General features: G+C 71.3%; 24 protein-coding genes and 1 tRNA gene. 6 read left to right on the top strand and 19 right to left on the bottom strand.

Going from position 1 to position 25,743, the window contains the following annotated elements:
- Nucleotides 1-122: 122 nt before the first annotated feature.
- The 4 genes from ACLF3G_RS11105 to ACLF3G_RS11090 are packed head-to-tail and all read left to right on the top strand — an operon-like array spanning nt 123 to nt 2,868.
- Nucleotides 123-887 (top strand): vanadium-dependent haloperoxidase, encoded by a 765-nt coding sequence (locus ACLF3G_RS11105; RefSeq protein WP_430669429.1) that lies wholly within the window; start codon nt 123-125, stop codon nt 885-887.
- Complete coding sequence (locus ACLF3G_RS11100) at nt 847-1,560, top strand: endonuclease V (protein ID WP_430669428.1); 714 nt, start codon at nt 847-849, stop codon at nt 1,558-1,560. The genes ACLF3G_RS11105 and ACLF3G_RS11100 overlap by 41 nt, the downstream gene beginning before the upstream one ends.
- A 10-nt stretch (nt 1,561-1,570) precedes the next feature.
- On the top strand, nt 1,571-1,933 hold the full coding sequence (locus tag ACLF3G_RS11095; RefSeq protein ID WP_430669427.1) for a DUF423 domain-containing protein: 363 nt from the start codon (nt 1,571-1,573) through the stop codon (nt 1,931-1,933).
- 11 nt (nt 1,934-1,944) lie between these two features.
- Nucleotides 1,945-2,868: an SAM-dependent methyltransferase gene (locus ACLF3G_RS11090; protein ID WP_430669426.1), complete on the top strand. Its 924-nt coding sequence runs from the start codon at nt 1,945-1,947 to the stop codon at nt 2,866-2,868.
- A gap of 176 nt (nt 2,869-3,044) precedes the next feature.
- Here ACLF3G_RS11090 and ACLF3G_RS11085 read toward each other — a convergent pair.
- From ACLF3G_RS11085 to ACLF3G_RS11005, 17 genes are all read right to left on the bottom strand, one after another.
- Nucleotides 3,045-3,126 (bottom strand) — tRNA-Leu (locus tag ACLF3G_RS11085).
- Between the two features lie 29 nt (nt 3,127-3,155).
- Entirely contained in the window at nt 3,156-3,797 is a 642-nt protein-coding gene (locus ACLF3G_RS11080) for a GNAT family N-acetyltransferase (RefSeq protein ID WP_430669425.1), read from the bottom strand.
- An 18-nt stretch (nt 3,798-3,815) separates the two neighbouring features.
- On the bottom strand, nt 3,816-5,162 hold the full coding sequence (locus ACLF3G_RS11075; RefSeq protein WP_430669424.1) for an aldehyde dehydrogenase family protein: 1,347 nt from the start codon (nt 5,160-5,162) through the stop codon (nt 3,816-3,818).
- Nucleotides 5,159-6,397: a hydroxysqualene dehydroxylase gene (locus ACLF3G_RS11070; RefSeq protein WP_430669423.1), complete on the bottom strand. Its 1,239-nt coding sequence runs from the start codon at nt 6,395-6,397 to the stop codon at nt 5,159-5,161. Before ACLF3G_RS11070 ends, ACLF3G_RS11075 begins: the two co-directional genes overlap by 4 nt.
- Nucleotides 6,394-8,004, bottom strand: coding sequence for a squalene/phytoene synthase family protein (locus tag ACLF3G_RS11065; RefSeq protein ID WP_430669422.1), 1,611 nt, complete (start codon nt 8,002-8,004; stop codon nt 6,394-6,396). Before ACLF3G_RS11065 ends, ACLF3G_RS11070 begins: the two co-directional genes overlap by 4 nt.
- Before the next feature lie 33 nt (nt 8,005-8,037).
- The gene (locus ACLF3G_RS11060) at nt 8,038-9,138 is read right to left on the bottom strand and encodes a glycosyltransferase (RefSeq protein ID WP_430669421.1); all 1,101 of its coding nucleotides are present in this window, start codon (nt 9,136-9,138) and stop codon (nt 8,038-8,040) included.
- Nucleotides 9,139-9,141: 3 nt separating this feature from the next.
- Nucleotides 9,142-9,960 (bottom strand): lysophospholipid acyltransferase family protein, encoded by an 819-nt coding sequence (locus tag ACLF3G_RS11055; RefSeq protein WP_430669687.1) that lies wholly within the window; start codon nt 9,958-9,960, stop codon nt 9,142-9,144.
- A 16-nt stretch (nt 9,961-9,976) separates the two neighbouring features.
- Entirely contained in the window at nt 9,977-11,563 is a 1,587-nt protein-coding gene (locus tag ACLF3G_RS11050; RefSeq protein ID WP_430669420.1) for a phytoene desaturase family protein, read from the bottom strand.
- 278 nt (nt 11,564-11,841) lie between these two features.
- Nucleotides 11,842-13,437, bottom strand: coding sequence for a phytoene desaturase family protein (gene crtI / locus ACLF3G_RS11045; protein WP_430669419.1), 1,596 nt, complete (start codon nt 13,435-13,437; stop codon nt 11,842-11,844).
- A gap of 57 nt (nt 13,438-13,494) precedes the next feature.
- Nucleotides 13,495-15,126 carry an acyl-CoA dehydrogenase family protein gene (locus ACLF3G_RS11040; protein WP_430669418.1) on the bottom strand — a complete coding sequence of 544 codons (1,632 nt, stop codon included), beginning with the start codon at nt 15,124-15,126 and terminating at the stop codon, nt 13,495-13,497.
- On the bottom strand, nt 15,123-16,274 hold the full coding sequence (locus ACLF3G_RS11035) for an FAD-dependent oxidoreductase (RefSeq protein WP_430669417.1): 1,152 nt from the start codon (nt 16,272-16,274) through the stop codon (nt 15,123-15,125). Before ACLF3G_RS11035 ends, ACLF3G_RS11040 begins: the two co-directional genes overlap by 4 nt.
- Nucleotides 16,275-16,315: 41 nt before the next feature.
- Entirely contained in the window at nt 16,316-17,158 is an 843-nt protein-coding gene (locus ACLF3G_RS11030) for an aldose epimerase (RefSeq protein WP_430669416.1), read from the bottom strand.
- Nucleotides 17,155-17,997, bottom strand: coding sequence for an NAD-dependent epimerase/dehydratase family protein (locus ACLF3G_RS11025; RefSeq protein WP_430669415.1), 843 nt, complete (start codon nt 17,995-17,997; stop codon nt 17,155-17,157). The genes ACLF3G_RS11030 and ACLF3G_RS11025 overlap by 4 nt, the downstream gene beginning before the upstream one ends.
- Before the next feature lie 11 nt (nt 17,998-18,008).
- Entirely contained in the window at nt 18,009-18,875 is an 867-nt protein-coding gene (locus ACLF3G_RS11020) for an SMP-30/gluconolactonase/LRE family protein (RefSeq protein WP_430669414.1), read from the bottom strand.
- A gap of 4 nt (nt 18,876-18,879) precedes the next feature.
- A complete protein-coding gene (locus ACLF3G_RS11015; protein ID WP_430669413.1) occupies nt 18,880-20,178 on the bottom strand; it encodes a TRAP transporter large permease in 1,299 nt (432 codons plus the stop codon).
- Nucleotides 20,179-20,184: 6 nt separating this feature from the next.
- Nucleotides 20,185-20,700 (bottom strand): TRAP transporter small permease, encoded by a 516-nt coding sequence (locus tag ACLF3G_RS11010; RefSeq protein WP_430669412.1) that lies wholly within the window; start codon nt 20,698-20,700, stop codon nt 20,185-20,187.
- A gap of 75 nt (nt 20,701-20,775) precedes the next feature.
- Nucleotides 20,776-21,783: a TRAP transporter substrate-binding protein gene (locus ACLF3G_RS11005; protein WP_430669411.1), complete on the bottom strand. Its 1,008-nt coding sequence runs from the start codon at nt 21,781-21,783 to the stop codon at nt 20,776-20,778.
- 149 nt (nt 21,784-21,932) lie between these two features.
- Here ACLF3G_RS11005 and ACLF3G_RS11000 point away from each other — a divergent pair, with 149 nt between their 5' ends.
- The gene (locus ACLF3G_RS11000) at nt 21,933-22,085 is read left to right on the top strand and encodes a hypothetical protein (RefSeq protein WP_430669410.1); all 153 of its coding nucleotides are present in this window, start codon (nt 21,933-21,935) and stop codon (nt 22,083-22,085) included.
- Nucleotides 22,086-22,147: 62 nt separating this feature from the next.
- Nucleotides 22,148-23,506 carry an amidase gene (locus ACLF3G_RS10995; protein ID WP_430669409.1) on the top strand — a complete coding sequence of 453 codons (1,359 nt, stop codon included), beginning with the start codon at nt 22,148-22,150 and terminating at the stop codon, nt 23,504-23,506.
- 88 nt (nt 23,507-23,594) lie between these two features.
- On the opposite strand, the gene eutC is transcribed toward ACLF3G_RS10995, so the two are convergent.
- Nucleotides 23,595-24,320 carry an ethanolamine ammonia-lyase subunit EutC gene (eutC, locus tag ACLF3G_RS10990; RefSeq protein WP_430669408.1) on the bottom strand — a complete coding sequence of 242 codons (726 nt, stop codon included), beginning with the start codon at nt 24,318-24,320 and terminating at the stop codon, nt 23,595-23,597.
- A complete protein-coding gene (locus ACLF3G_RS10985; protein WP_430669407.1) occupies nt 24,317-25,678 on the bottom strand; it encodes an ethanolamine ammonia-lyase subunit EutB in 1,362 nt (453 codons plus the stop codon). The genes eutC and ACLF3G_RS10985 overlap by 4 nt, the downstream gene beginning before the upstream one ends.
- Nucleotides 25,679-25,743: the final 65 nt, after the last annotated feature.

The following is a 25,743-nucleotide window of genomic DNA, read 5'->3' as shown; positions in this document are numbered from 1 at the left end:
CGCCAACCTGCCCGACCCGCCGCCGAGCCTCGCGGCCCATGGCACGCACCGGGTCGATCCCTACAACCCGGGCCAGGGCTTCCTCACCTCCCATTGGGGCCACGCGACGCGCTTCATGGTCGGTGAAGGAATTCGGCGCGCTGGAGCGCCGCAGCCGCACCGCGGAGCAGAGCGTCATCGGCGTCTACTGGGGCTATGACGGGGCGCAGGGCCTTGGCGTGCCGCCACGGCTTTACAACCAGATCGCCCGGAAGATCGCGCTGGCGCGGAACCTGACCCTGATGCAGACGGCGGTGATGTTCGCCGAGATCAACGTCGCCATGGCGGATGCCGGGATCGATGCCTGGCACTACAAGTACCAGCAGAACCTCTGGCGGCCCGTGGCCGGCATCCGCGACGAGGTGCAGGGCTATGCCGACCCCTTCCGGGCGCCCTATGGCGCGCCGCAGACCAACCGGCCCGGCGGTGCCCCGACCACGCCACCGTTTCCGGCCTACCCCTCCGGCCACGCAGCCTTCGGGGCGGCGATGTTCCAGGTGCTTCGGCTGCGGCTCGGCGGCCCGGCGCTGACGGTCGCCACCATCCTCGATGCGGCGGATGGTGGGCCCGTGGAGGAGGAGGCGTTCAGCTTCGTCTCGGACGAGCTGGACGGTCGCGCCGTGGATGCGGATGGCTCGGTGCGCACGCGGGTCGAGCGGCCGTTCAACAGCTACGCCCGGGCGGTGTGGGAGAATGCCATCAGCCGCGTCTATCTTGGCGTGCATTGGCGCTTCGACGGGCTGCCGCGCAACGCCGCGGACGACATCGGCGGCGTGCCGCTCGGCCTCACCATCGGCAGGACCGTGCATGAGTTGTTCAACGACGGGGCCTCGCTCGGCGGCCCTTGAGGCGTCACCCGCCGCCGAGGCGCGCCGCCGGCAGCCCGAACTGGCGGCGCAGGTGGTGGCGCGGGATGCGCTGGGGCCGGTGCGGGTGCTGGGCGGGGCGGATGCCAGCACCCTGCGCTTCGACCCGACGCGGACCGTCCACGCTGGCCTGGTGACGCTGGACGCGGCGAGCCTGGCGCAGACCGCGGAGGCCGGCGCCACCGGCAGCGGCGGCCTGCCCTACATCCCCGGGCTGCTCGGATTCCGGGAGGTGCCGGTGCTCGCCGAAGCGTTCCGGGCGCTGGCGGTGAAGCCGGACCTGATTTTCGTGGATGGGCATGGGCTGGCGCATCCGCGCGGCCTCGGCGTCGCCAGTCATCTCGGCGTGGTGCTGGACGTGCCGACCATCGGCGTCGCGAAGTCGATCCTGGTGGGGACCGTGCAGGGCGATCTGGGCGAGGAGGCGGGGGCGCAGGCGCCGCTGGTCTGGCAGGGGCGGCCGGTGGGCGTCGCGCTGCGGACCCGGCGAGGCGCCAATCCCATCTATGTGTCCGTCGGCCATCGAGTCTCGCTGGAGACGGCGCTTCGCTGGGTGATCGCCACCGGCCGCGGCCGGCGCTTGCCGGAGCCGACGCGGCTGGCGCATGAGGCCGCCACAAGGGTCCGGCTGGCGGCCCGCGCCGCCGCGGGTTAAGCCGCGCGCCATGGCACGGTTGTGGATGGTTCTCGGCGCCCTTTCGGGGCTGGTTGCGGTGGCGATGGCCGCCTATGCGAGCCATGGACTGCCGCCGGAGGTGGCGAGCCTGGCCAATACCGGCGCCTCGCTGCAGGCCTGGCATGCGCTGGCGCTGCTCGGCTGCGGGCTGCTGGCGGATCGGCGGCGCGGGCCGCTGGTGCACTTGGCCGCCGGCTGCTTCGTTGCCGGGACGCTCGCCTTCTGCGGCGGCGTCTATGTCCGGGTGCTGACCGAAACCTCGCCCGGGCCGGTGACACCGCTCGGCGGCATGCTGCTGCTGGTCGGCTGGGGGTTGCTGGCGGCGGCGGCGGCGCTGGCGCCGGAGCGGTGATTGCCAGCGCGATGATCGCCAGCGCCTACCTGGCGGCCGAGGGGTTCGAGGCGGAGCTGGCGGAGGAATTTGCCCGATCGCGCCGCAGGATCGAGGCCTGGCATGGCAGGCTGGCGCTGTCGCCCGATCCGCCGGCGCCATCGGCCTGGGCGCTGGAGTGCTGGACCGAGCCGCAGGAATTTCGTGTCGAATCGGTGAAGCAGGCCGCCGATGCGCTGCGCGCCATCCAGCGCAACTGGGCCGGCTATGCCGCCAGCCACCATCGGCGCAGCGCGCTGATCACGGAACGCCTGCCGCCGGTGAAGGCGCGCCCGCTGGTCTTCCCGGAACCGGCGCCCGCCGGGCATCTCGGCGCCTGGACGCTGCTGGCGCCGGACCGGCTGCTGGCGAGCGCGACCAAGACCAGCCCGTTCGTGCTTGGTGCGGTCGCCTTCGTCGAGGATCGCGAGGGCCCGCCTTCCCGTGCCTACCTCAAGCTGTGGGAGGCGCTGACCCGGCTCGGGCGCTATCCCGGGCCAGGCCAGACCTGCCTCGACCTCGGCGCCGCGCCGGGGGGGTGGAGCTGGGTGCTGGCGAAGCTGGGCGCGCGGGTGGTGGCTGTGGACAAGGCGCCGCTGGATGCGGCGGTGGCGGCACTGCCCGGCGTGACGATGCGCGCCGAAAGCGCCTTCGGCCTGGACCCGCGCACCGAGCCCCCGGTGGATTGGCTGTTCAGCGACGTGATCTGCTACCCGAGCCGCCTGCTGGCCCTGGTGCAACGCTGGATCGCCGCCGGAGCCGCGCGCAACTATGTCTGCACGCTGAAATTCCAGGGCGAGACCGACCACGCCACCGCCGAGGCCTTCGCCGCCATCCCCGGCGCGGTGCTGTTCCACGGCGCGCACAACAAGCACGAATTGACCTTCGCGCTGCTGGACCAGACCAGCCGCCGTTAACCAACCAGCTGCCGATCGCCGCCGGAACCTGCGGCGGCGAGCGGCCGCCGAGGCGCCTGAAGGCACCACAACATGCGGCCGGCACAACCGGCCGAGGCCGCGAATTGCGGCCCGCCGCCTATGCGGCGAGCCAAGCGGCCTGAAGCCGCGCCCGGCGCTCGAGGGCACCGAAGACATGCGGGCGGCGGGGATCGAACCCGCATGGCCCAAGGCCGAGGGTTTTTAAGACCCTTCCGTCTACCATTCCGGCACGCCCGCCTGGCGCGAGTATGCCGTCTCGTGAAGGGTCAGGGAACCGCCTGCGACACCGATTGGGCGGTGCGGGCCGGCGGTGGCTCAGCCTGATCCATGTCGGATTGCAGGTGCGATTCCATGATCGGGCGCAGCAGGCTCCACCACTCGCACTCCTCCTCCCGCCCCCGGGCCGCACACCAGATGCGGCCGGAGCCGAGCGGGCGCATGCCGAGGCCGATCAGCACGGCGCGGGAGGCGTGGTTGTCCGGCTGCACGGCGGCACGGATCTCGGCCACGCCCAGATGCTCGAACACGGCGGATGCGGCGGCCGGGGCGGCCTCGCGCATCAGGCCCTCACCCTGGAAATCATCGCCGAGCCAGTAGGTCAACACGGCGCGGCTGCGGTCGGCTTCGGCGCGGCTGGCGCTGATCCAGCCGAGCACCTGGCCGCGCGGGCTGCCTTCACGGCGGGTGATGACCATGGGCAGCGCGAGGCCCGCCATGGCGGCAGCGCGCGCCTCGCTGAGCCGGGACGCGGCGGCGGCCGGCAGCAGGTGGACGGGCCAGGAGGCGAGGCGGGCGCTGATGGCGGGGCCCATCAGGCCGGCCAGGGCTTCGGCATCCTCGGGGAACGGCAGGCGCAGGCACAGCCTGTGCGTGTGAACCTCCCGGACAGGGTCGCCAACTGCGTTCATGAACAAACTTTGCCTGCGTTAAGGCAATCTTACCAGTCTCTCGATCAACCGCACCGCGAGTTTCTTTCGTGGTGGATCAAATATACGTGCAAGACTCACGCGACCGTGATCGACGCGGGCGCGTTGGCTCGAAAATGCGAGGAATCCCGCATGCCCATGATATCGCCCATATCCTGAGCCGCCGACACCGCCGAATCCGAGGGAGGGGAACGCGGCGTATTCAACTGTGCGGCCAGTGACGATGGCGCCGGAGCGTGTGCCGGATGCAAACAGGTCCACCTCCCCGCGAGTGGCGCCGAACAGGTAGATCGCAAGTGGAGCAGGGCGCGCCGCGATCCAGGCAATGGCTGCCGAAACATCAATCAATGGTTGAACAGCCAGGACCGGGCCGAAGATCTCCTCCGCCAGCAGGGCGTCGCCAGGCTCCGGATAGGCGAGGGACAGGGCGCGCTGGCGTCCCGGGCCGTCCGAGGCCAGCCGGTCCAGCCGCACGCCCTCGGTCAGGCGATCCAGCCGAGCGGCCTGGGCCGCCGTGGCGATGCCCGATTCGGGCAGGCCGATGCCGCTAGCGCGGCAGGCGGCGGCAAAGGCCTCCTGCGTGTGGCCGACCAGCAGCACGGTGTCGGGTGCGATGCAGGTCTGCCCGGCATTCACCGCCTTGCCGGCCAGGATGTCCCGCGCCGCCACCGCCAGATCCGCGCCCGGCAGCACCACCGCCGGACATTTGCCGCCGAGTTCCAGGGTCAGCGGCACCAGGTTGCGCGCGGCCGCCAGCGCCACCTTGCGGCCGGTCTCGGTGCCCCCGGTGAACATCAGGTGGTCCCAGGGCTGTGCCGCGAATTCCGCCGCGACCTCCGGCCCGCCCTGCACCGTCACGGCGACATCGGGGCCGAGCGCCGTGGCCAGCACCTCCGCCAGCAGCGCCGCCGTGCGCGGCACGGCCTCGGAGGGTTTCATGGCGACGCGGTTGCCGGCGGCGAGGGCATCCACCACCGGCACCAGGGCCAGCTGCACCGGGTAGTTCCACGGCGCCATGATGCCGACGATGCCCTTGGGCACCGCCTCCTCCCACGCCCGGGCGGGCCAGAAGGGATAGGGCACCGCGGCGCGGCGTGGCTTCGCCCAGGCGCGCAGGTGGCGGCGGGAATAGCGTGCGGCGTCGACGGTGCAGAGCACGTCGGCCAGCAGCGTCTCCAGCCGAGACCGGCCGCCGTAATCGGCATCCAGCGCCGCGGCGATGTCCTCCGCCCGCCTCAGCAGGGTTTTCCCGAGTTCGTCCAGCAGGGCGCGGCGGCGGTCCGGAGCCAGGGCGCCGTCGCGGGCCTCGGCGGCGCGGAGATGGGCGAGCGCCTCGGCTGGTGTCACGCCACCACCCGCTGGCGCAGCGCGCGGCCGAGCACGGCGGCGGCGGCCTCGCCGGACCGCACCGCCGCCTCGATCGTCGCGGGCAGTGCGGCGAGGGTCCAGTCGCCAGCCAGGACAAGGTTGGCCAGCGGGCGGCGCGGCGGCGCGGGGGGCGGGTTCAGACCGTGCCGTGGCGTGGCCCGTCGTTCGCGCACGGCGCGGGCCAGCGGCGGGGCCTCCGGCCAGGCGCCGGGCAGGCGGAAGCGCAACGCGGCCTGGCGGACCTCCGGCCAGATCCGCGCCGCGGCCTCGGCATCCGTCAGGCCGACGGCGGCATCGGCGGCGCTGACGGTGACGGAGACGCCGGTGGGCCGCACGAGAACCCATTGCGACAGGCCGCCGAGCAGGCCGAGGAAGCGCACCGGCCCCTCCTCCACCCGGTTGAAATGCACGTTGAGAATCGGGGCGTGGCGCTGCGGCACGGGCAGGCCGGGCAGCAGCCGCGCGGCCTCCCACGGCGGCACGGCCAGCACCACGGCATCGCCGGGGAGGAGGGCAATAATGGTGTCGCCGAAATCCAACGCCGTCACCCGGCCCTCCGCCTGCACCAGCGCCCGCAGCCGCGCGCCGGCGCGCAGGCTGGCGCCGTGGCAGCCGAGCGTCGCCAGCGCCGGCGCCACCAGGTCCGGCCCCAGCCCCTGGCGCGCCACCAGCAGCCGTGCCGCACCCTTGCCGCCAAGCCGTCGCAGCACCGCGCCGAGCAGCCGGGCGGAGGCTTCCTCCACCGGCGTGTTCAGCGCGGCGACGGTCAGCGGCTCGACCAGGGCGCGCAGCAGCCGGGGGTGCGCGGCGAAGGCGGCGGCGACGCTACGATCCGGGCCCGGGATAGCAAGGCGCAGCAGGGCGAACAGCCCGCCGAGGCTCATGCCGTCCGGCCGCCGCGCCGCATCGCCCCAGCCGAGCGGCGACAGCGCGACGCGGCGCGCCGTGCCTTCCTCCAGGTCCAGCACCGGCAGGCCGAGCGGCTCCGGCTCCACCCAGGCCTCCCGTGCACCGATCGCGGTCAGGAAGCGCAGCGCGGCGCGGTTGGCGCCGAGCAGCGCATGGGTACCATTGTCCGTACCATCCGGCAGGGCTCGGGCGCGGCCGCCGGGGGCTGGTGTCGCCTCGTGCAACGCCACGCGCTGCCCGGCGCGGGCCAGGGCCAGCGCGGCTGCGAGGCCGGCGACGCCGGCACCTATGACATGGACCGTCATGGCAATCCCGCGGGCTTCATCGCCAGCCAGGCCATCCGGAACTTCTCGCCGCGGGTCAGGCGCAGGCGGGTGCGGGGATGGGCAAAGCCGCGCGCGATCATGCGGTCCAGCAGGCGGCGATAGCCCCACATCATGACGCGCGCCGGCTTCATCGCCTTCGGATCATGCCCCCGCAATTCCCGCTCCGCCTGCGCGAAGCCCTCCGCCGCCTGCGCCGCAAGGTCGGCGCAGCAGCGGGCGAAGCCGGGATGCGCGACCAGGGCGGCGGCGTCCCGGCCTTCGACGCCGTGGCGCGCGAGCAGGCTGGCCGGGACATAGACGCGATCGATCGCCACGTCCTCATCGACGTCGCGCACGATGTTCACGAGTTGGAAGGTGCGGCCGAGCGCCAGGCCAAAGGCCTCGGCGTCCGGTGCGCCGAAGATCCGCACCGCCATGGCGCCGACGCTGCCGGCGACGCGGCGGCAGTACTGGGCGAGCGCGGCCTCGTCGGGCAGGCGCAGCGCGGCGGTGGCGTCGGTTTCCATGCCGTCGATCATCGCGGCGCATTCGGCGCGCGGCAGCGCATATTGCTGCCGGGCCCAGGCGAGTTCGGCGGACAGCGCGCAATCCGGCGCATCCAGCTTGCGGCGCCAGGATTCCAGCAGGCGGCGCTTCTCGGCCTCCGGCATGGCGCCGTCGGCGATGTCATCCACCGCTCGGCAGAATCCATAGACGGCATAGAGGCCGCGGCGGCGCTCGCCCTTCAGCACCGCCATGCCGCGGCCGAAGCTGCTGCCGGCGCGGGCGACGCGGGCGCGGACCACGGCGGCGTCGCTGCGCGGCGGGCGGGCGAGGCCGGCGAAGGCCGCGGCGAAATCGGCCTTCGTCAGCGCGACGCGCCCCGCCACCGGGTCCGCCGCCCGCAGGCGTGCGAGCAGCCGCCAGGCGAGGTCCAGCGTGACGGCCGCCTGCAGGCGCAGCCGGGACTGCAGCAGGCGCGGCAGAGGTGCCGCGACCTCCAGCCCCGCCTCAACCCGGTCCAGCGCCGCATCCAGCACGGCGCGGCGCTGCGGGTTTTTGGGAGCAAAGAATGCGCCCTCGCCACCGGCCAGCGCCATCCAGGGCTGCGGCAGGTAGATGCGGTCCATCGCCGCGCGGTCCGGCACCAGGTCCTGCAGGTGGTTCAGGATCTGCAGGGCGGTACACAGCGCGTCGGAGGCGCGGAGCGCTCCGGCATCCGCCTCCCCATGCAGGCGCAGCAGCAGGCGGCCAACAGGCTCGGCGGAGCGCGCGCAGTAATCCTCCAGCGCCGGCCAATCAGCGTAGCGGGACTGCACGGCGTCCTGGCGGAAGGCGGACAGCAGGGTGCGGGCCTCGCCGGTGCCGACTTCGGCCAAGGGGCCGGCCGGATCGTCGAGAAGCCGTTCCATGTGGTCCAGCCGAGCCAGCTTTTCCGGCGGGGTCAGCGCGGGCGCATCGGCGATGTCGTCCGCCATGCGGGCGAAGCGGTAGAAGGCCAGCACCTTGGGGCGCAGCGCGGCCGGCAGCAGGCGCGAGGCGACCGGGAAATTCTCCGTCGTTTCAGTGCGGTTCGGCGGACCGGCGGGGAGCCCGGCGGAATCCATCCTCAGGCCGAACCGCCGGTCATGGCGTGGCGGCTACACGGGCTCATAGGCCCGGCCCTTCCAGCCGGCCGGCTTGCCCAGCAGCCCGCGCACCAACGCCGTCCACTGGATCGCGAGCGCCACCGCGACCGTCAGCGGATGCAGCGGAATGGTCCACCAGGGCTCCCGCACCCGCAGGGTCACCGCGGCACGCAGCGCGAAGCCGAGCGCGAGGGCCAGCAGCGCGGCCGAGCGCGGCAGGAAGAAGAACGGCCAGAGATGCGCGCCCGCCAGCATGACGGTCCAGATCGGCAGGCCGACCGGGGTCGCCATGCCCTCCCGCGCATTCTTGATGAAGCCGGCCCAGCTCTGGCCGAAGTCGCTGTACATGCGGCAGGTGGCGAGCCCGGCGCCCTCCACGATCTCGGTCGCCAGCCCGTGCTCGCGCATGCGGCGGGACAGCGCGAGGGCGTCGTGCATGACGCCCTTCACACCCTCATGCCCGCCGGCGGCAAGATAGGCCGCGCGCTCCACCAGCATGAGCTGGCCGCAGGCCGCCGCCATGCCGGAGCGCCGGGTGAAGGCGCGGCCGCCGCCGGGCAGGTAGCAGATCAGGAGGAAATTGATCATCGGCACGGTCAGCGCCTCGCCCAGCGAGCCGATGAGCTGCTTCGGCACGCCGGTGACCATGGCGGTGCCGGTGCGTGCGGCGTGGCCGGCCATGCTCGCCGCGGCCTCCGGCGCCAGGCGGACGTCGGCATCGATGAACAGGAAATGCGTGCCGCGCGCGGCCTCCGCCAGCCGGGCGCAGGCATGCACCTTGCCGGTCCAGCCGGCCGGCAAGGGCGGCGCCGCCTCCAGCCGCACGCGCGCATCGCGGGTGGCATAGGCCCTGACGATGGCGGCGGTCTCGTCCGTGGAGCCGTCGTCCATCACCACGACCTCCACCGCGACGCCGCGAGAGGCCAGCGCCGCATCCAGGCAGGCCGCGATGTTGACGGCCTCGTTGCGGGCCGGGATCAGGATGGAGACCAGGGTGCCGTCCGGCGGCGTGCCGCGCGGCGGGCGGACCAGGAACAGGTTCACGACGCCCATGGTGGCGGGGAACATGGCGAGGGCAAGCGCAATCCAGGCCCAGGTGAATTCCATATCCATCGCCTAGCCCGCCCCTCCCCTGGGATCGTGTCGTGGATCGAATGTTTGGCCCTTCATCGCGGAACGCAAGCGCCGCCACAACTCATAGATTCCGCCCATGCCCTCCGGGCCCTGCAACAGCGTCTCGAACCGCGCGGGATCGCGGGTGATGGCATCCTGCGCCAGGCGGTCCATGGTCATTGCCAGCGCGTCGGACAGCACCGCGACGCGGCTTTCGCGCGGCAGAGCCGCCAGCGTTTCTCCGCTGATCGGTTGGCCGAAGGCGCACAGCATTTCCGGCTTGCGCTCGGACCAGAAGGGGTAGTCCAGCGCCAGTGGCACGAACAGCGCCTCCGGCGCCATCTCCGGCAGGCGGGTCATGCCCAACGCGATCGGCACCGGGCGTTCGCGCGGGTCACTGAAGCGGCCGGGCGCATTCATCCACAGCATGCGGTCCGGCGCGCCCAGCACCAGGCGGGCGGTGCGCAGGAAGGCGACGGCTCCGCGCGGCGTCGCGTTCTCCACGCCAAAGACGCCGATGCGGGTCATGAAGCGGTAGCGGGTCAGCGCGCCGGCATCCATCGGGATGAACATGCGCCGGCCGGGGAACAGCCGCTGCGAAAGCAGCATGAAGGCGACGCCGTCCCACCAGCCCGGATGGTTGGCGAAGACCACCAGCGGCCGGTCGCCGTAGTGCTGCGGCACGCCCCAAAGCGCCACCCGCGCGGCGCGCATGTGCTTCCGGAAGAACCGGCCAAACATATAGTGGAAGAACGCCATCCGGCGCGGGTCGTACAGCGCGACGGGGTCGTCCCCCGCGGCAACCCTGGCCGGCGGCGTCATATGGTTCACGGCACGGCTATTCCGCGGCGGTGGCCAGTTCGGATTCGCGCCGCCCGGCCTCCTTCGCCGCCGCATCCATGCCACGGCCGCCGCGGTCGCGATCCAGCGCGTCTGCCGCGATCCAGCCGGACATCATCACCATCGGCATGCCTGGCCCCGGATGCGCCGCACCGCCGCACAGATACAGGCCCTTCACCAGCTTGGACCGGTTGCCCGGCTTGAAGGCGCCCATGAAGCTGCCATGGCTGGCGAGCCCATAGATGGCGCCATCCAGCACCTTGTAGCGCTCATGGATATCGACCGGCGTCAGGTGGCGCTCCACCACGATGCGCCCCTCGATATCCTCCATCCCCGCGGTCCGCTTCAGCTTGTCGAGGATGGTCTGGCGATACTGCGGCAGCATCTTCGACCAGTCATGACTCGGCCGCAGATAGGGCGTGTGGACCAGGACGTACAACGCCTCGCCACCCTCCGGCGCGACCGAGGGATCGGTGCCGGACGGCGCCGCCAGGTAGGCGGTGGGGTCGGGGGCCGGGATGCCCTTCTTGTAGATCGCGTCGAACTCCTCCTCCGCATCGCGGGAGAAGACGAAGTCGTGGTGACCGAGATGCTCGTAGCGCTTGTTCAGGCCGAGATAGAGCACCACGCCGGAACAGGCCGGCTCGAAGTTCTTCTTGGCGTATTTCCGGCCGGGCTCGCCGCCCACCAGTTCCTTGTAGGTGCGGACCGCATCCATGTTGGAGATCACGGCGTCGCAGGCAATCCGCTCGCTGCCCACCCGCACGCCCTTGATGGCGCCGTTCTCGATGTCGAAGCCGGTGACCTCGCTGTCGGTGCGCAGCTCCGCGCCAAGGTCGGCGGCCAGCTTCGCCAGGCCCTCCGCCACCGCGCGGGTGCCGCCCACCGGGTACCAGACGCCCTCGCTGGCCTGCATGTCGCCGATCGAGCACACCACCGCCGGCGCCAGATAAGGCGAGGAGCCGATATACTGGCAGTAATGGTCCAGCATCTGCGCCAGCCGCTCATCCGGCACATGGCCGCGGATGATCTTCGCTGCCGTCTTGCCCATCTTGAGCGACAGCACGTCGCGCAGCGTGTTCGGGTTGAGGTTCGCCTTCATGTCGATGGTGTCGGAGACCCCCTCGACCGGCCGCCAGAAGAAGAATTTCTCGGACACACCATGCAGGTGGCGCGATTCCTCCTGGAACTTGCGGTAGCCCTCGCCCAGGCCGCGGCCAGGCGCGAACTTCTCGATCTCCGACTGCATGGTCGCAACGTCGGCCATCAGGTCGATCTGCGTGCCATCCTCGAAAAAACACCGCCACTGCGGGTCCAGCCGGATCAACGGCAGGTCCTTCGACTGGTCGCGCCCCGCCTCCGCGAAAATTCGCCGCAACACGCGCGGCACGGTCAGGATGGTCGGCCCCATGTCGAAGCGGAACTCACCCGACCCATCCGGCGCCGGCAGGTTCAACACCGCCGCCTTGCCGCCCAGCCACGGATTCTTGTCGAGCAGCGTCACCTTGTGCCCACGCGCCGCCGCCACCGCAGCCGCCGCCAGCCCACCCAGGCCGCCACCCACCACCACCACCCGGTCTGCCATGCGTGCGTCCTCCGTGTCGTCGAAGTCTTAGCAGGTTCCGCGGGTGGCTCGCAGGGAGGGCGCTGCCCTCCCTGCACCCTCCCGCGAAGGAGCAGCGGCCCCTTCGAACCCTTTTATGAGGGGTGGAAGGGAGGAGGGGCCTGGAGGGACCGTTGAACCGGCGGTCCCGCGATGCCCCTCCTCCCTTCCACCCCTGAATGGGTTTCCAAAGGGACCACTGTCCCTTTGGCGGGGGTGCAGGGGGCAGCGCCCCCTGCAAGGCCACCCGCAGAAGCTGATTAAGTCTCCGCCGCCACCGGGGTTGCCGCGCGGAAGCCGCTGTCGGCGGTCGGGCGGCTGGGGGCGGCCGAGAGGCCGAGGTCGGCGGCGAGCAGGCCGGTGGTGATGCGGGCGCCTTCGTAGATCACGGGCAGGCCGCTGCCGGGGTGGGTGCCACCGCCCACCAGGTACACGCCTTCGACGTCGCGGAAGCGGTTGCCGGGGCGGAACAGCAGCATCTGCGGCAGTTCGTGCGACAGGTTGAAGGTGGCGCCGTAGCCCACGGCAAAGTCGCTCTCCCAATCCTGCGGGGCGACGATGCGCTCGTACTTGATGTGCGGCCGCAGGTCGCCGAGGCCGAGGACCTTGAGGCGGTCGAGGGCGATCTCGCGGAAGCGGGCGCTCTGCGCGGCCCAGTCCGGCTGGTGGATCAGGTTCGGCACCGGGACCAGGACGTAGAGCGCGGAGTGGCCGGCGGGCGCCATGGTCGGGTCGGTGGCGCCGGCGTGCTGGACATACAGGGATGGGATTTCCGGGATCACCCCGGTCTCGATCTCGCCGATGTTCTGCCGGTACTGCTCGGACAGGATGACGTTGTGGTGGGCGACGCCGGGCAACTCGCGGTCGAGGCCGAGGTAGAGCATGAAGGTGGAGCAGGAATAGCGCGCCTGTCCGATCTTCTTGTCCTTCCAGCCCTTGCGGAGCTGGTCGGGGATCAGCTTCGGGATGGCGTGGGCGAAGTCCGCGTTCACCACCACGGCGTCCGCGTCGTGCCGCGTGCCGCCGATCTCGACGCCCTTGGCGCGCTTGCCCTGGAAGGCGATGGCCTCGATCGGGGTGTTCAGGCGGATATCGGCGCCGAGCCGTTCGGCGACGCGCGCCATGGCGGTGGACACCGCGCCGCAGCCACCGATCGGGTGGAAGACGCCGTGTTCATATTCCAGGAACGACAGGATGGTGAACAGCGCCGGGCATTTGAACGGGCTCATGCCCAGGTATTTGGTCTGGAAGGAGAAGGCGAGGCGGACGCGGGGGTCCTTGAAGTGCCGCGCCAGGTCCTTGTCCACGGTGGACCAGGGCTTCATCAGCGGCAGCGCCTTGAGCATGTCCGGCCGCATCATGTCCGCGGCGGTGGAGAAGGCGCGTTCCAGGACGGGCCGGAAGGCCTCCAGCTTGGCGCGGTTTTCCAGCATGAAGGGGCGCAGGCCCTTGGCGTCGCCCGGCGAGATGCGGGCGATTTCCGCCTCCATCCGGTCCAGGTCGGCGCTGGCGTCGAGCTTCGTGACGTCGCCGCCCTTTTCGAACAGCAGGCGATACTGCGGCTCCAGCCGCCGCATATCCACCTCGCGTTCCAGGTCCGCGCCGCAGCGGGCGAAGATCTCCTTCAGGATGCGCGGGTACAGGAAGAAGGTCGGGCCCAGGTCGAAGCTGTAGCCCTCCGCCGAGGTCAGGGTGCGGGTTCGCCCGCCCACCACCTCGTCCTTCTCGTACACGGTGACCCGTGCGCCGGAGGCGGCGAGCAGCATGGCTGCGGCAAGGCCACCCGGTCCGGCGCCAATGATGGCAACCTTCGGGCGTGACCGGTGAAGGGCGGGGGAGGCGAGAGGAGCGGTCATGTCAGTCCGCAGCAGATGCGTGCGCGTCGGAATGCTGCAAGAGGCATGTCGATGCGGTTAAAGCACGGACGGCACGGGCACCAGGGCGCCCTGCTCGATTTCCAGGCAGCGGGCCTCCGCGCGCGGCAGCAGTCGGGCCAGGTAGAAGGCGGCCAACGGGGCGTGTGCGGGGGACGCCGCGGCGGCGCGGGCCAGCATCCAGCCGCCCAGCAGCCATCCGCAGGCATCGAGGTAGGGGGCAGCGAGGGATTGCGCGCGGTCGGGGTCCTTCGCCTGAAGGCCGAGCAGGATTTCCGTGACGTCGCCCAGGCGTTCCGCGGCCGGGGCCAGGCGGCGGTCGCTGGCCGAAACCTCGGCGAGCAGAACCCGCATCGCATCGCCCTCATCGCGGGCGACCTTGCGGACCAGCAGGTCGATGGCCTGGATGCCGTTGGTGCCTTCGTAGATCGGCGCGATGCGGGCATCGCGGAGGATCTGGGCGGCGCCGGTTTCCTCGACGAAGCCCATGCCGCCATGCACCTGGATGCCGGTATTGGCGGTCTCGACGCCACGGTCGGTGCACCAGGCCTTCACGATGGGGGTCAGCAGCGCCAGGCGCGTGGCGCCTTCCTCGTCGCCCAGCAGGTGATGTGCATCGAGCGCCGCCGCAGCCTCCAGTGCCAGCAGGCGGCCGGCGAGGGTGACGGCGCGCATTTCCGCCAGCATGCGGGCGACATCGGCGTGCTGTGCGATGGGGCGGCCGTTCTGCACGCGTTGCAGGGCGAACGCCTCGGCGCGTTCCAGGGCGCGGGCACCCTGCCCCACCCCCTGCACGCCGACGGCGAGGCGGGCGGCGTTCATCATGGCGAACATGGCGTTGAGCCCGCGGCCGGGCTCGCCCACCAGCTCCGCCTCGGCACCCTCGAACAGCATGGTGCAGGTGGGCGAGGCGTGGATGCCCAGCTTCCGCTCGATGCCGCCGCAGCGCAGCGCGTTGCGCTGGCCCGCCTCGGTGATGCGCGGCGCGGCGAACAGGGAGATGCCCTTGGAGCCTTCCGGCGCGCCGGGCAGGCGGGCCAGGACAAGGTGGAGGATGTTCTCCGTCAGGTCATGCTCGCCCCAGGTGATGTAGATCTTCTGGCCGTGCAGGGCGTAGCGGCCCTCGTCCAGCGGCTCCGCCCTGGTGCGCAGCGCGGCGAGGTCGGAGCCGGCCTGAGGCTCGGTCAGGCACATGGTGCCGGTCCAGGTGCCGGAGACCAGCTTGGGCAGCCAGCGCGCCGCCTGGTCCGGCGTCGCATGCGTCACCAGCAGGTCGATGGCGCCGGCGGTCAGCACCGGGCCGAGGAAGAAGGCCATGTCGGCGGCGGAGGCGAGTTCCGTCACCGCCACCCACAGCGCATGCGGCAGGCCTTGCCCGCCATGTTCCTCAGGGGCCGAGACGCCCTGCCAGCCGCTGTCGATCCAATCCCGCATCAACTGGTTGTAGTGCGGCGGCACCGTGACGGTACCGTTGGCATAGCGGGCGCCGTGGCGGTCGGCGTCCTGCCAGCCGGGCGCCATCTTTTCCAAGGTGAAGCGCGCCGCCTCCTCGATCAGGGCAGCAATATCGGCGGCGGGCAACGGGCTGCCGGCAGCCTCGGTCAGGCCGGGCAGGCCGATGACCTGGGTGAGGCCGAGAACCAGGTCCTCGGCTGGTGTGGGCAGGTTCATGCCGCGTTTTCCTGTTGCAGGTCGGCCAGCAGGCCCGCCGGTGGCGGCTTGGCGCCGGCGGCCCAGCCGGGCAGCGCATCGGCCAGCGAGGCGTCGCCCGCGGCGCGCGCCAGGGCCAGACCGAGCAGCGCGCCGAACTTGAAGCCGTGCCCGGAGAAGCCGGACATCACGAAGGCCATGTCGCCCAGACGCTCCACCACGAATCGCTCCTCCGCCTCCACATCGTAGTAGCAGGCGGCGGCGGACAATACGCGATAACGATCAAGCCCGAGGATGCGCGGCCGGGCGAAGTCCAGGATTTCCGCGGCTTCGGCGGCGGTGGCCTCGCGCGGCGCGTCGGGGTCGCCGGTGGGGGCGAAGCGGTGGTCGCCGATCTTCAGCGGCGTGCCGGCGACCGGCGGGACGGCGTAGAAGCCGCCATCCTCGGCGAGGTCCAGCAGCATCGGAGCCTGCCGCCAGGCGGCTTCGTGTTCGGGTGGCGGCGCCAGGCGGACCAGGATCTGCCGCGTCGGGCGGACCCGCGTGGCGAGGGAGGGCAGCAGGCGTGGTGCCCAGGGGCCGGCGGCGACAACCAGCAGGTCGGCCTGCAACCGTGTGCCGTCACCCAGCAACAGTCCGGCGCGGGCCGGATCGACCGCAACGGCATGGCCACGGCGGATGTCCACGCCGCGGTGGGCCAGGATGCGGGACAGCATCTCGACGATGCGGCGCGCCAGCAGGACGCCGCCGGTGGGCAGGTGGAAGGCGTCCGCCAGACCCTCGGCGGACAGGTAGGGGTAGCGAGCGGCGATGGTGGCGGCGTCCAGGTCCTCCACCGCGTGGCCATCGGCGCGCAGGGCCGCGCGGCTGTCAGAGATCCAGGCGTTTGGCGCGTTCGCCAGGGCGAGCACCCCGGTCGGGACGTAGGCCACCTCCCCGGCTTCCTGGAACAGCAGGCTCCAGGCGGCATGGGCGGGGTCGATCATCCGCATGTAGCCGCGCGCGGCGCCATACGCGTGGCGGATCAGGCGATGGTCGTCCACCGAACTGCCGCGGGGGTTCGGCACCGGGTCCTGTTCCACCACCCGCACGGCGTACCCGGCCCGGTACAGCGCCCAGGCGGCCGACAGGCCCATGACACCGCCACCGAGGATGAGCGCGCTTTGCATGCTCCCATTCTCGCCCGGCCGGCGGCGCTTGGGGAGGGGGGTTATCCCAGGTGCAGGGTTGCCGTGCCCTGCAGCGCCTGGCCCGGCGCCAGCACATGCATCGGGCCATGGGCGGCGAGGTCCGGGCGGTTCACGGCGTCCGGCACATGGCTCACCGGTTCGACGCAGAGCACCTCCGCGACGCTTGGCGCATAGATCTGCAGGTGGCGGGACCAGTCGCCGGTGGCGCGCAGGACCAAATTGGGGCCGCCCGGCCAGGCGATCTCGGCCAGACCGTCCCATCCGGCGAAGTGGGTGTCGTGGCCGACCAGCACGGCCTCCCCACCCGCCAGCCCGGCGGAAGGGCGCGGCGACTGAGCCAGGCCGCGGGCGTCGCGGCTGAAGGTGGTGGTGGCGGCGAAGCGCAGGCGGGTGCCGAGGGGTCGGGTGAAGAAGGGGTGCCAGCCCATGCCCATCGGGGTGGGCTGGCTGCCGGTGTTGGTCAGCGCCAGCGTCAGGGACAGGCCCTGATCCGTCAGCGCCACGGTCAGCCAGGCGCCGCAGCGGAAGGGTGGGTGGTCCACCACGCAGGACAGCACGGCGCGATCCGTTGCCTGGGATACGATCTTCCAGGCCTGGTCCCGAACGAAGCCGTGCAGCGCGTTGCCCTCCGGCGGCCGGTTGATCGGCATGCGGTATTCGGTGCCATTCACGGTGATGCGGCCGCCATCGAGCCGGTTGGTCCAGGGCGCCATCAGGAAGGCGCTGTGCAGGCCGCGGTTCGGGCTTTCGCCCGCCGGCACCGGCGCCACGATGTCCCGGCCGCGCCAGGTCAGGGTGCCGAGTGCGGCGCCCTCATCTTCCAGGATCGTCGCCGCCCAGTCGCCGGCCGCCAGCCCGATCATTCCGGGTCGAACTGGTCGCGGGGCGAAAAACCGCCCTTCCGGGAGTATTCGATCGAGCAGTAGCCGCCGCCCTGGTAGCGTTCCTCCACCGGGTCGTCGGAGACGATGTGGCCGACCTCGGTGCGGAAGTCCTCGGCGGTGTCCTCCGGCTGCCAGCCCAGCCGGTCGCGGTGGTCGGCGCCCCAGAAGCTGTCGGGGTTCTTCGACGCGCCCCAGATCACGCAATGCCCGGTGCGCTCGGCGACGATGGTGCGGGTGATGAGGCGGGCGAGGTCGGCGTAGGAAAGCCAGGTGGCCAGCATCCGCTTGTTGATTGGCTTCGGAAAACAGGAGCCGATGCGGATGTTGACGTTCTCGACGCCGTGCTTGTCCCAGTACATGCGGCCCATCAGCTCGCCATACACCTTGGACAGGCCGTAATAGCCATCCGGCCGGAAGGCGCAGTCGGCGTCCAGCTTGGCCTGGTTGCCCTGCGGGCGTTCGTGGAAGCCGATGGAGTGGTTGGAGCTGGCGAAGACCACGCGGGCGCCGAACATCCGGGCCGCCTCGTAGATGTGGTACAGCCCGTGCAGGTTGGGGCCGGCGACTTCCTCGAACGGCTTTTCCACACTCACGCCGCCGAAATGCAGGATGGTGCCGCAGCCTTCCGCCTGGCGCACCACGGCCAGCGCCTCGGACAGGTCGGCCTTCACGAAGCGGGCGCCGGCGGGCAGTTCATCCGGGAAAGGGACGATGTCGGTGAGGCGCAGGGTGAAGCCGGCTGCCGACAATTCGCGCGTCAGCATGCGGCCGAGATTGCCGGAGGCGCCGGTCAGCAGGATGGGTTTGGTTTCGGTCATGCCAGGAATCCTCAGTCGGCGAAGCGATGCACCGGCGCACCCTGGCCCAGGCCTTCGGCGCGGAACAGCCCACCCAGGGTCGGATGCTCAGCCACCGCCGTTTCGCGGCCGCGGCGCAGGCTGGTGACGAACAGCGTGGACAGGCCCGGCCCGCCGAAGCAGGGCATGGTTGGGGCCGGTACGGGAAAGGCGAAGTGGCGCAGGATCTCGCCCGCGGGGGAGATGACGTTGATGCGGCCGGCGGAAACTCCGGCGGACCAATAGTTGCCCGCCGCATCGCAGGCGGCGCCATCGGGCCGCCCGGTGGCGTCCGTCATGGTGATGACGGTGCGCCAGGGGCCGGTGGCACCGGTGGCGGGGTCGAAGTCGCAGGTGTCGATGCGGGCGCTGCGGCTGTCGGAATGCCACATGGTGCGGCCATCGGGCGACCAGGCGAGGCCGTTCGAGACGGTCAGCCCCTCGCGCCGCCGCTCCGCCTGGCCATCGGGGGTGACGCGCCACAGCATGGCCGTCGCCTGCTTTTCCGGCCGGTCATCCATGCTGCCGACCCAGAACGCGCCATCGGGTCCGACCTTGCCGTCGTTCAGGCGGTTATGCGCCGGCTCCTCCGGGATGCTGGCGAAGGGCGTGATGGCGCCGCTGTCCGGGTCCAGCCGGATGATGCTGGCGCGCTGCGCCACCAGCAGGTCGCCGGACCGGCACAGCGCGAGGCTGCCGCAGACTTCCGGCACCGGAATGCGGCGGACGCTGCCATCGGTGGCATCGAAGCGGATGACGCAGGGGGCCAGGATATCGACCAGCCACAGCACGTGGCGGCGATCGTCCCAGGTCGGGCCCTCGCCGACCTCGGCGCGGAGATCGGCGGCAAGCGTGAACATCGCGCTAGCCCTCATAGCCCAGCAGCAGCCGCGGCAGGGTCAGCGACACGGCGGGCCAGTAGGTGGTCAGCATCAGGGCCAGCAGGATGGCGCCGTAGAAGGGCCAGATGGTCTTCATCACCGCCTCGATCGGGATCTTGCCGATGGCGCAGCCGACGAACAGCACGGCACCAACCGGCGGCGTGGTCAGGCCAAGGCCCAGATTCATCATCATGATCATGCCGAACTGCACCGGGTCGACGCCGATCGCCACCACCACGGGCAGGAAGATCGGCGTGGTGATCAGGATCAGCGCCGCCATGTCCATGACGCAGCCGAGCAGCAGCAGGCAGACATTGATCATCAGCATGATGACGATGGGGTTGGAGCTGATCGAGAGCATCCCCTCCGTCAGCAGGTCCGGCAGGCGGTACAGCGCCAGCAGGTAGGCGAAGGCGGTGGCGGTGCCGACCAGCAGGAACACGACGGCGGAGGTGCGCACCGCCGCGGCGACGGCGACCGTGAAGGCGTTCCAGCTCAGGTTGCGATACACCAGGATGGTGACCAGCAGCGCCCAGATGGTGCCGAAGGCGGCGCTTTCCGTCACAGTGAAGATGCCGGACAGCACGCCGCCCAGGATGATGATGGCGGTGAACAGCCCCGGCAGCGCGTCGATGAAGGTCCAGAACAGGTGGCGGAAGCCGGCCCAGGGCTCCGCTGGATAGCCGCGGCGCACCGCCATCACATAGGCCGCGACCGCGAGGAACCCGCACATCATCAGGCCCGGCACGATGCCTGCGATGAACAGCGCCGTGACGGAGATGCCGCCGCCCGCCGCAAGGCTGTACAGGATCATGTTGTGGCTGGGCGGGATCAGGATGCCGGCGATGGAGGAGGTGACGGTCACCGAGACCGCGTAGTCCACGCCATAGCCCTTGGCCTTCATCGCCGGGATCAGGATGACGCCGGTGGCGGAGGTATCGGCCACCGCGGAGCCGGAGATGCCGCCGAACAGCATGGAGGTCGAGACATCGACCATGCCCAGCCCGCCGCGCATCCAGCCGACGGCGCCCGAGGCCAGCGCCACCAGCCGCCGCGCGATGCCGCCGTGCAGCATGAGCTCACCCGCGAAGACGAAGAACGGAATGGCAAGAAGCGCAAAGATGCTCATGCCACTGGCCATCTGCTGGAAGGCGACGGCGGGGTTGATGCCCTCGTACCAGAAGCCGGTCAGCGCGGCGATGCCGAGCACGAAGGCGACCGGGACGCCCGAGACCACACCCAGGACGAAGATGCCAAAGATCAGCAGCAGGCCGTATTCCACGCGCGACTACTCCAGGAAGGCGGCCTTGATGCCGCGCTGTTCGGGCCCGTCCTTGTTCAGCACGTCGAGCAGCACCTGCTCGATGGCGAACAGCGTCACCAGGCCGCCGCAGACCTGCAGCGGCACGTAGGTCCAACCCTGGCTGATGCCGAGCAGCGGGATGCGGAAGTTCCAGACCATGTCCACCAGCTCCTGCGAATAGACCATCATGCAGAAGCCGAAGATGCCGACGACGGTGTCGCAGCCCACCGCGATCCAGCGCTGCGCCTGCATCGGCAGCGCCTCGCGGAAGCCGAGCACCGAAAGGTGGAAGCGTTCCCGCACGCCGACGGCGGCGACCGGCAGGGCGATCGCCAGGATGGCGAGGGTCGCACCCCGCTCGATCCAGGTCGGCGTGTCGTTCAGCACGTAGCGGCCGAACACCATCCAGCCCATCATCACGACCAGCCCGACGAGCGCGATGCCGGCGACGACGACGACGATGTGGGAGAAGATATCGAGCACGCGGGAAAACATCGCCATGGCGCGCGGCATCCTGGCTGCATGGGACTCGGCAGGGGAAGGCGGGCGGCGCAACGGCCGCCCGCCCGGATCACGTCACGGCAGGGCGCGGATCGCCTGCACCATGCCGGCGAGGCGCGGCGTCGCCGCGTACTTGGCGTAGACCGGCTCCATCAACTGCGACCACGGCGTGCGATCGGTGATCTCGATCACCGTGGCACCACCGGCGATGACCCGCTGGCGGGACACCTGCTCGCGCTCGGCCCAGAGCTGGCGCTGGAAGGTGGCCGATTCGCGTGCGGCGTCGCGCAGGATGTTGCGCTCCGCCTCGTTCAGCCGCTGCCAGCGCTGGCGGGACACGGCGAGCACTTCCGGCACGTTGGAGTGCTCCGTCGTGCTGTAGAAGCGCGCAACTTCGAAGTGGCGGGTGCTTTCGTAGGACGGGAAGTTGTTCTCGGCGCCGTCGATGACGCCCGATTGCAGGCTGGTGAACACCTCGCCGAACGGCAGCGGCGTGGGATTGGCGCCGAGCGCGCGCACCAGGTCGATCCAAAGGTCGCTGGTCTGCACGCGGATCTTCATGCCGCGCAGGTCGGCCGGCGTGCGCACCGGGCGCGTGGTGTACATGCTGCGGGCGCCGCCATCGTACCAGGCCAGCGCGATGATCCCGATCGCCTCGAGGTCCTTGGCGATCTCCTCCCCGGCCACGCCGTCGATCGCGGCATGGCTGTGCGCCACGTTGCGGAACAGGAAGGGCAGCGTCACCACGTTGGTAGAGGGCGCCAGGTTGTTGAAGGGGCTCAGGTTGAAGTTGCCGAAGTCGATCGAGCCCAGCCGCATCTGCTGGATCGCCTCGTCCTGCTGGCCGAGCTGCGCAGAATGGTAGGTGCGCATGCGGATGCGGTTGTTGGTGCGCTGCGCCACCAGCTCGCCGAACCGGTCCATGCCGCGGCCGTTGGGATAGTCGCCGGCGTGGATGTTCCAGCCGCGCCATTCCTGGGCGACACTCGGGCTGGCGGCCCATGGCAGCAGGGCCGCGGCGGCGATCGCCCCGGCGCGGAGCGCAAGGCTGATCTCGGCGCGAATCGCGCGCATCGCTTTCATGTGGATCCCTCTCCTTCCCCGTCCCGCGGCCTTCTGGCTGCGGGTTATACGACATCATACAACCGGTGCCGCGCGGCTTTGTCAATTCATCCGGCTGGAACGAACCCCTGCCCACGGCGCTGACACTCCATGCGCAGGGGAGTGCGAGCATGGACCGGGATATGCTGGTTGAGGAAGTCGAGACTGGTGGTGTCCGGTTGCTGCCGGCCCGGATGATCGGCTACCTGATCTACCCCTCGGCGCTGGAACTGATCCTGACCGTGCCGCCGGCCAACGACCAGGTTCCGCCGGGCGGGGCCTGACCAGCCCGCCCCGGCTTGCCCGATCCGGCGGGTGACCGCAGCATCCGGTGTCACGTCGCCGGATGCCCGCCCTCATGCCCCAGACTCTTGCCGAAGCCGCCGAGGCCCTCGCCGCCGGGCACACCACCGCGGAGGCCCTGACCGAGGCCGCGCTGGCCCGCATTGCCGACCCGGCCGGCGAAGGCGCCCGCGCCTTCATCACGGTCCACGGCGATGCCGCGCGCGCCACCGCCCGCGCCATGGACCGGCTGCGCGCCGCCGGCCTGGCGCCCAGCCCCTGGGCCGGCATCCCGATCAGCATCAAGGACCTGTACGATGAAGCCGGCCAGCAGACCCTCGGCGGGTCCGTCGCGCTGGCCGATGTCGCGCCCGCCCAGGCAACGGCACCTTCCGTGGCGCGGCTGCAACGAGCGGGCTTCGTCGTGCTGGGGCGCACCAACATGGTCGAATTCGCCTTCTCCGGCCTCGGCGTGAACCCGCATTTCGGCACGCCACGCAGCCCTTGGGACCGCGAAACCGGGAGGCTGCCGGGCGGGTCCTCCTCCGGTGCCGCGGTCGCGACGGCAGATGGCATGGGCTTCGCAGGCCTGGGCTCGGACACCGGCGGGTCCTGCCGGATTCCGGCGGCGCTGTGCGGCATCGTCGGCTGGAAGCCGACCGCTGCGCGGGTGCCGCTGGCGGGGACACTGCCGCTATCTTCCACGCTGGACAGCCTCGGGCCGCTCGCGCGTTCCGTCGGCTGCTGCGAGGTGCTGGACAGGGTCATGGCGGGGGATGATCCGGCGCCGCCGCAGCCGGTGGGGTCGGTGACCGGGCTCCGACTCGGTGTGTTGCAGGGCTATGTCTGCGATGGCTGGGATCCCGGCGTGACGGAGGCCTTCGAGCGCGCCCTGTCCCGGCTTTCCGCCGCCGGCGCGCGGGTGGAAAAGCTGACGGTACCGGAACTGGCCGAGATACCGCAGGCCAACGCCACCGGCGGCTTCGTGGCCAGTGAGGCCTTCGCCTGGCATCGCGGGCTGATCGAGCGGGCGCGCGACCGCTACGACCCGCGCATCCTGGCGCGCATCCTGCGCGGCGGGCAGATGCCGGCAGCGGACTACATCGCCCTGCTCCGGGACCGCGCCCGCATCATCGCGGGTTTCGCGGCGCGGACGGCGGGCTTCGATGCGGTGGTGTCCCCCACCTGCCCGCTGGTTCCGCCGGCGATCTCGGCGGTGAAGGATGAGGCGGAGTATGGCCGCATCAACCTGCTGCTGCTGCGCAACACCAGCGTCGGGAACTTCCTCGACCGCTGCGCCATCAGCCTGCCCTGCCACCGGCCGGGAGATGCGCCGGTCGGCTTCCAGTTGATGGGCGAGCATGGCGGAGATGCGCGGCTGTTCGCGGTGGCGGCGGCGGTGGAGGCGGCTCTGGCGGCATGAGTCGGCCCGGCGCCTCCAGCGCCTGGACGAGTTCAGCACGCCTCCAGCGCCTCGCTGAGGTCAGGGCGCCTCCAGCGCCTCGCTGAGGTCAGGGCGCCTCCAGCGCCCGGGGCTGTTCATCCTTCAGCCCGACCCCCGTGAGGCCGAGCCGCCGCGCCGCGGCGACCAGCCACAGCAGCTTGGCGGCGGCATCGCGGGGGGACAGGCCGCCGGGCCGGATGTTGCTGATGCAGTTGCGGTCCGCGTCGCTGCGGCCGGGGCGCGGCGCGTGGGTCAGGTAGATGCCCATGCTGTCGAGCGCCGAAAGGCCGGGACGCTCGCCGATCAGCACGGCGACCATCGCGGCGCCCAGCGCGTGCCCCACCTCGTCGCCCAGCGCGACGCGCGCCTGGGTCGCGATAACCGGCGGCGCGACCTGCCAGCCGGCGGCGCGCAGCCCCTCCACCAGGATCGCCACCAGCGCCGGCGCCTGCGCCTGGACGCCGGTGGCACACAGGCCGTCCGCAATGACGATGGCGAAGCAGCCGGGCATCGGCGCCAGCCTGGCCGCCTCGCCGGGAGCCAGGCGGCGGCCGCGGTCGGGGCGCAGCAGATACGCCCGCCGGTCCGCCGCCGCGCTGGCCACCACGGTGCCCCCGATGCGCGCCTGCAGGGCGGGCGCATCCAGCGCGGACCAGACGGCGTCGCGGGCCTGGGCGTGGGCTTCCTGGAAATCGAGATGCGCGGCGGTGGGCAGCCCGTTGCCGGCGCGGCCGAGGCCGACGCGCGCGGCGGTGTAGCGGCGCAGGTCGGACCAGAGGACGGGCTGGCTCACAGCAGGCCCGCCGTCGCCATGCCCTGCGGCAGCCGGTCCGGCGTGCGTTCCGCGAGGCCCATGCCGTGCAGCCAGCCAGCGAATTCCGGCGCCGGCTGCTTGCCGAGCGCGGCGCGGACATAGAGGCCATCGTGGAAGGAGGTGGATTGGTAGGCGAGCATGGTATCGTCCGCCCCCGGCACGCCCATGACATAGGTGACGCCGGCGACGCCGAGCAGGGTCAGCAGCGCCTCCATGTCGTCCTGGTCGGCCTCCGCATGGTTGGTGTAGCACACATCGACGCCCATCGGCAGGCCGAGCAGTTTCCCACACATGTGGTCCTCGAGACCTGCGCGGATGATCTGCTTGCCGTCGAACAGGTACTCTGGGCCGATGAAGCCGACCACGCTGTTGACCAGCAGCGGGCGGAAGCGGCGCGCGACCGCATAGGCGCGGCATTCCAGCGTCTGCTGGTCCACGCCGTTATGCGCATCGGCGGACAGCGCGCTGCCCTGGCCGGTTTCGAAATACATGCAGTTGTCGCCGAGCGTGCCGCGCTTCAGCGCGAGGGCCGCCGCATGCGCCTCCGCCAGCAGGGCCAGCGAGACGCCGAAGCTTTCGTTCACGCCCTGCGTGCCGCCGATGGATTGGAACACCAGGTCCACCGGCGCGCCGCGTCGCATGGCCAGCAGCGTGGTGGTGACATGCGCCAGCACGCAGGTCTGCGTCGGGATGGCGTAGCGGTCGCGCACCGCATCGAGCAGGCCGAGCACGCGACACAGGTTGTCGACATTGTCGGTCGCAGGATTCACGCCGATCACGGCATCCCCGGCGCCGAGCAGCAGCCCGTCCAGCACCTGGGCCGCGATGCCCTTCGGGTCGTCCACCGGGTCGTTCGGTTGCAGGCGGATGGACAGGGTGCCGGGCAGGCCGAGCGTGTTGCGGAACTTCGTGACGACGCGGCACTTCCCCGCGATCGCCACCAGGTCCTGCAGGCGGCAGATTTTCGATACTGCCGCAACCATTTCGGGCGTCAGGCCAGGGGCGAGCGCGGTGACAGCGGCGGGGTCGGCGGCCAGCAGCCAGTCCCGGAAGCCGCCCACGGTCAGGTGGGAGACCGGGGCGAAGGCGGCCTGCTCATGGCCGTCGACGATGAGTCGCGTGACCTCGTCATCCTCATAGGGCACCACCGATTCGGACAGGAAATGGCGCAGCGACAGGTCGGCCAGGGCGCGCTGTGCGGCGACGCGCTGCGCGGCGGTCTCGGCCGCCACGCCGGCCAGGGCATCGCCGGACCGGAAGGGCGTGGCGCAGGCCATGAGGGCGCGCAGATCGGCGAAGACGTGCCGCGTGCCGCCCACCGTCGCGGAAAAACCCATGCCGCCCTCTCCTTGCCAGCCCGATCTGCCGGGGGGAGGATGCCATGAATCATCCCCGGGAGTGA

Origin of the sequence: Falsiroseomonas sp. HC035, from assembly GCF_050563525.1 — a bacterium.
Classification (GTDB): Bacteria; Pseudomonadota; Alphaproteobacteria; order Acetobacterales; family Acetobacteraceae; genus Falsiroseomonas.
This window is presented reverse-complemented; position numbering and strand designations above follow the sequence as displayed.

Bases quoted from the DNA above. Each gene is read 5' to 3' on its own strand.
- ACLF3G_RS11100 (WP_430669428.1), top strand. From the start codon at position 847: ATGAGTTGTTCAACGACGGGGCCTCGCTCGGCGGCCCTTGAGGCGTCA.
- ACLF3G_RS11095 (WP_430669427.1), top strand. From the start codon at position 1,571: ATGGCACGGTTGTGGATGGTTCTCGGCGCCCTTTCGGGGCTGGTTGCG.
- ACLF3G_RS11090 (WP_430669426.1), top strand. From the start codon at position 1,945: ATGATCGCCAGCGCCTACCTGGCGGCCGAGGGGTTCGAGGCGGAGCTG.
- ACLF3G_RS11080 (WP_430669425.1), bottom strand. From the start codon at position 3,797: ATGAACGCAGTTGGCGACCCTGTCCGGGAGGTTCACACGCACAGGCTG.
- ACLF3G_RS11070 (WP_430669423.1), bottom strand. From the start codon at position 6,397: ATGACGGTCCATGTCATAGGTGCCGGCGTCGCCGGCCTCGCAGCCGCG.
- ACLF3G_RS11065 (WP_430669422.1), bottom strand. From the start codon at position 8,004: ATGGATTCCGCCGGGCTCCCCGCCGGTCCGCCGAACCGCACTGAAACG.
- ACLF3G_RS11060 (WP_430669421.1), bottom strand. From the start codon at position 9,138: ATGGATATGGAATTCACCTGGGCCTGGATTGCGCTTGCCCTCGCCATG.
- ACLF3G_RS11055 (WP_430669687.1), bottom strand. From the start codon at position 9,960: ATGACGCCGCCGGCCAGGGTTGCCGCGGGGGACGACCCCGTCGCGCTG.
- ACLF3G_RS11050 (WP_430669420.1), bottom strand. From the start codon at position 11,563: ATGGCAGACCGGGTGGTGGTGGTGGGTGGCGGCCTGGGTGGGCTGGCG.
- crtI (WP_430669419.1), bottom strand. From the start codon at position 13,437: ATGACCGCTCCTCTCGCCTCCCCCGCCCTTCACCGGTCACGCCCGAAG.
- ACLF3G_RS11040 (WP_430669418.1), bottom strand. From the start codon at position 15,126: ATGAACCTGCCCACACCAGCCGAGGACCTGGTTCTCGGCCTCACCCAG.
- ACLF3G_RS11035 (WP_430669417.1), bottom strand. From the start codon at position 16,274: ATGCAAAGCGCGCTCATCCTCGGTGGCGGTGTCATGGGCCTGTCGGCC.
- ACLF3G_RS11030 (WP_430669416.1), bottom strand. From the start codon at position 17,158: ATGATCGGGCTGGCGGCCGGCGACTGGGCGGCGACGATCCTGGAAGAT.
- ACLF3G_RS11025 (WP_430669415.1), bottom strand. From the start codon at position 17,997: ATGACCGAAACCAAACCCATCCTGCTGACCGGCGCCTCCGGCAATCTC.
- ACLF3G_RS11020 (WP_430669414.1), bottom strand. From the start codon at position 18,875: ATGTTCACGCTTGCCGCCGATCTCCGCGCCGAGGTCGGCGAGGGCCCG.
- ACLF3G_RS11010 (WP_430669412.1), bottom strand. From the start codon at position 20,700: ATGGCGATGTTTTCCCGCGTGCTCGATATCTTCTCCCACATCGTCGTC.
- ACLF3G_RS11005 (WP_430669411.1), bottom strand. From the start codon at position 21,783: ATGAAAGCGATGCGCGCGATTCGCGCCGAGATCAGCCTTGCGCTCCGC.
- ACLF3G_RS11000 (WP_430669410.1), top strand. From the start codon at position 21,933: ATGGACCGGGATATGCTGGTTGAGGAAGTCGAGACTGGTGGTGTCCGG.
- ACLF3G_RS10995 (WP_430669409.1), top strand. From the start codon at position 22,148: ATGCCCGCCCTCATGCCCCAGACTCTTGCCGAAGCCGCCGAGGCCCTC.
- ACLF3G_RS10985 (WP_430669407.1), bottom strand. From the start codon at position 25,678: ATGGGTTTTTCCGCGACGGTGGGCGGCACGCGGCACGTCTTCGCCGAT.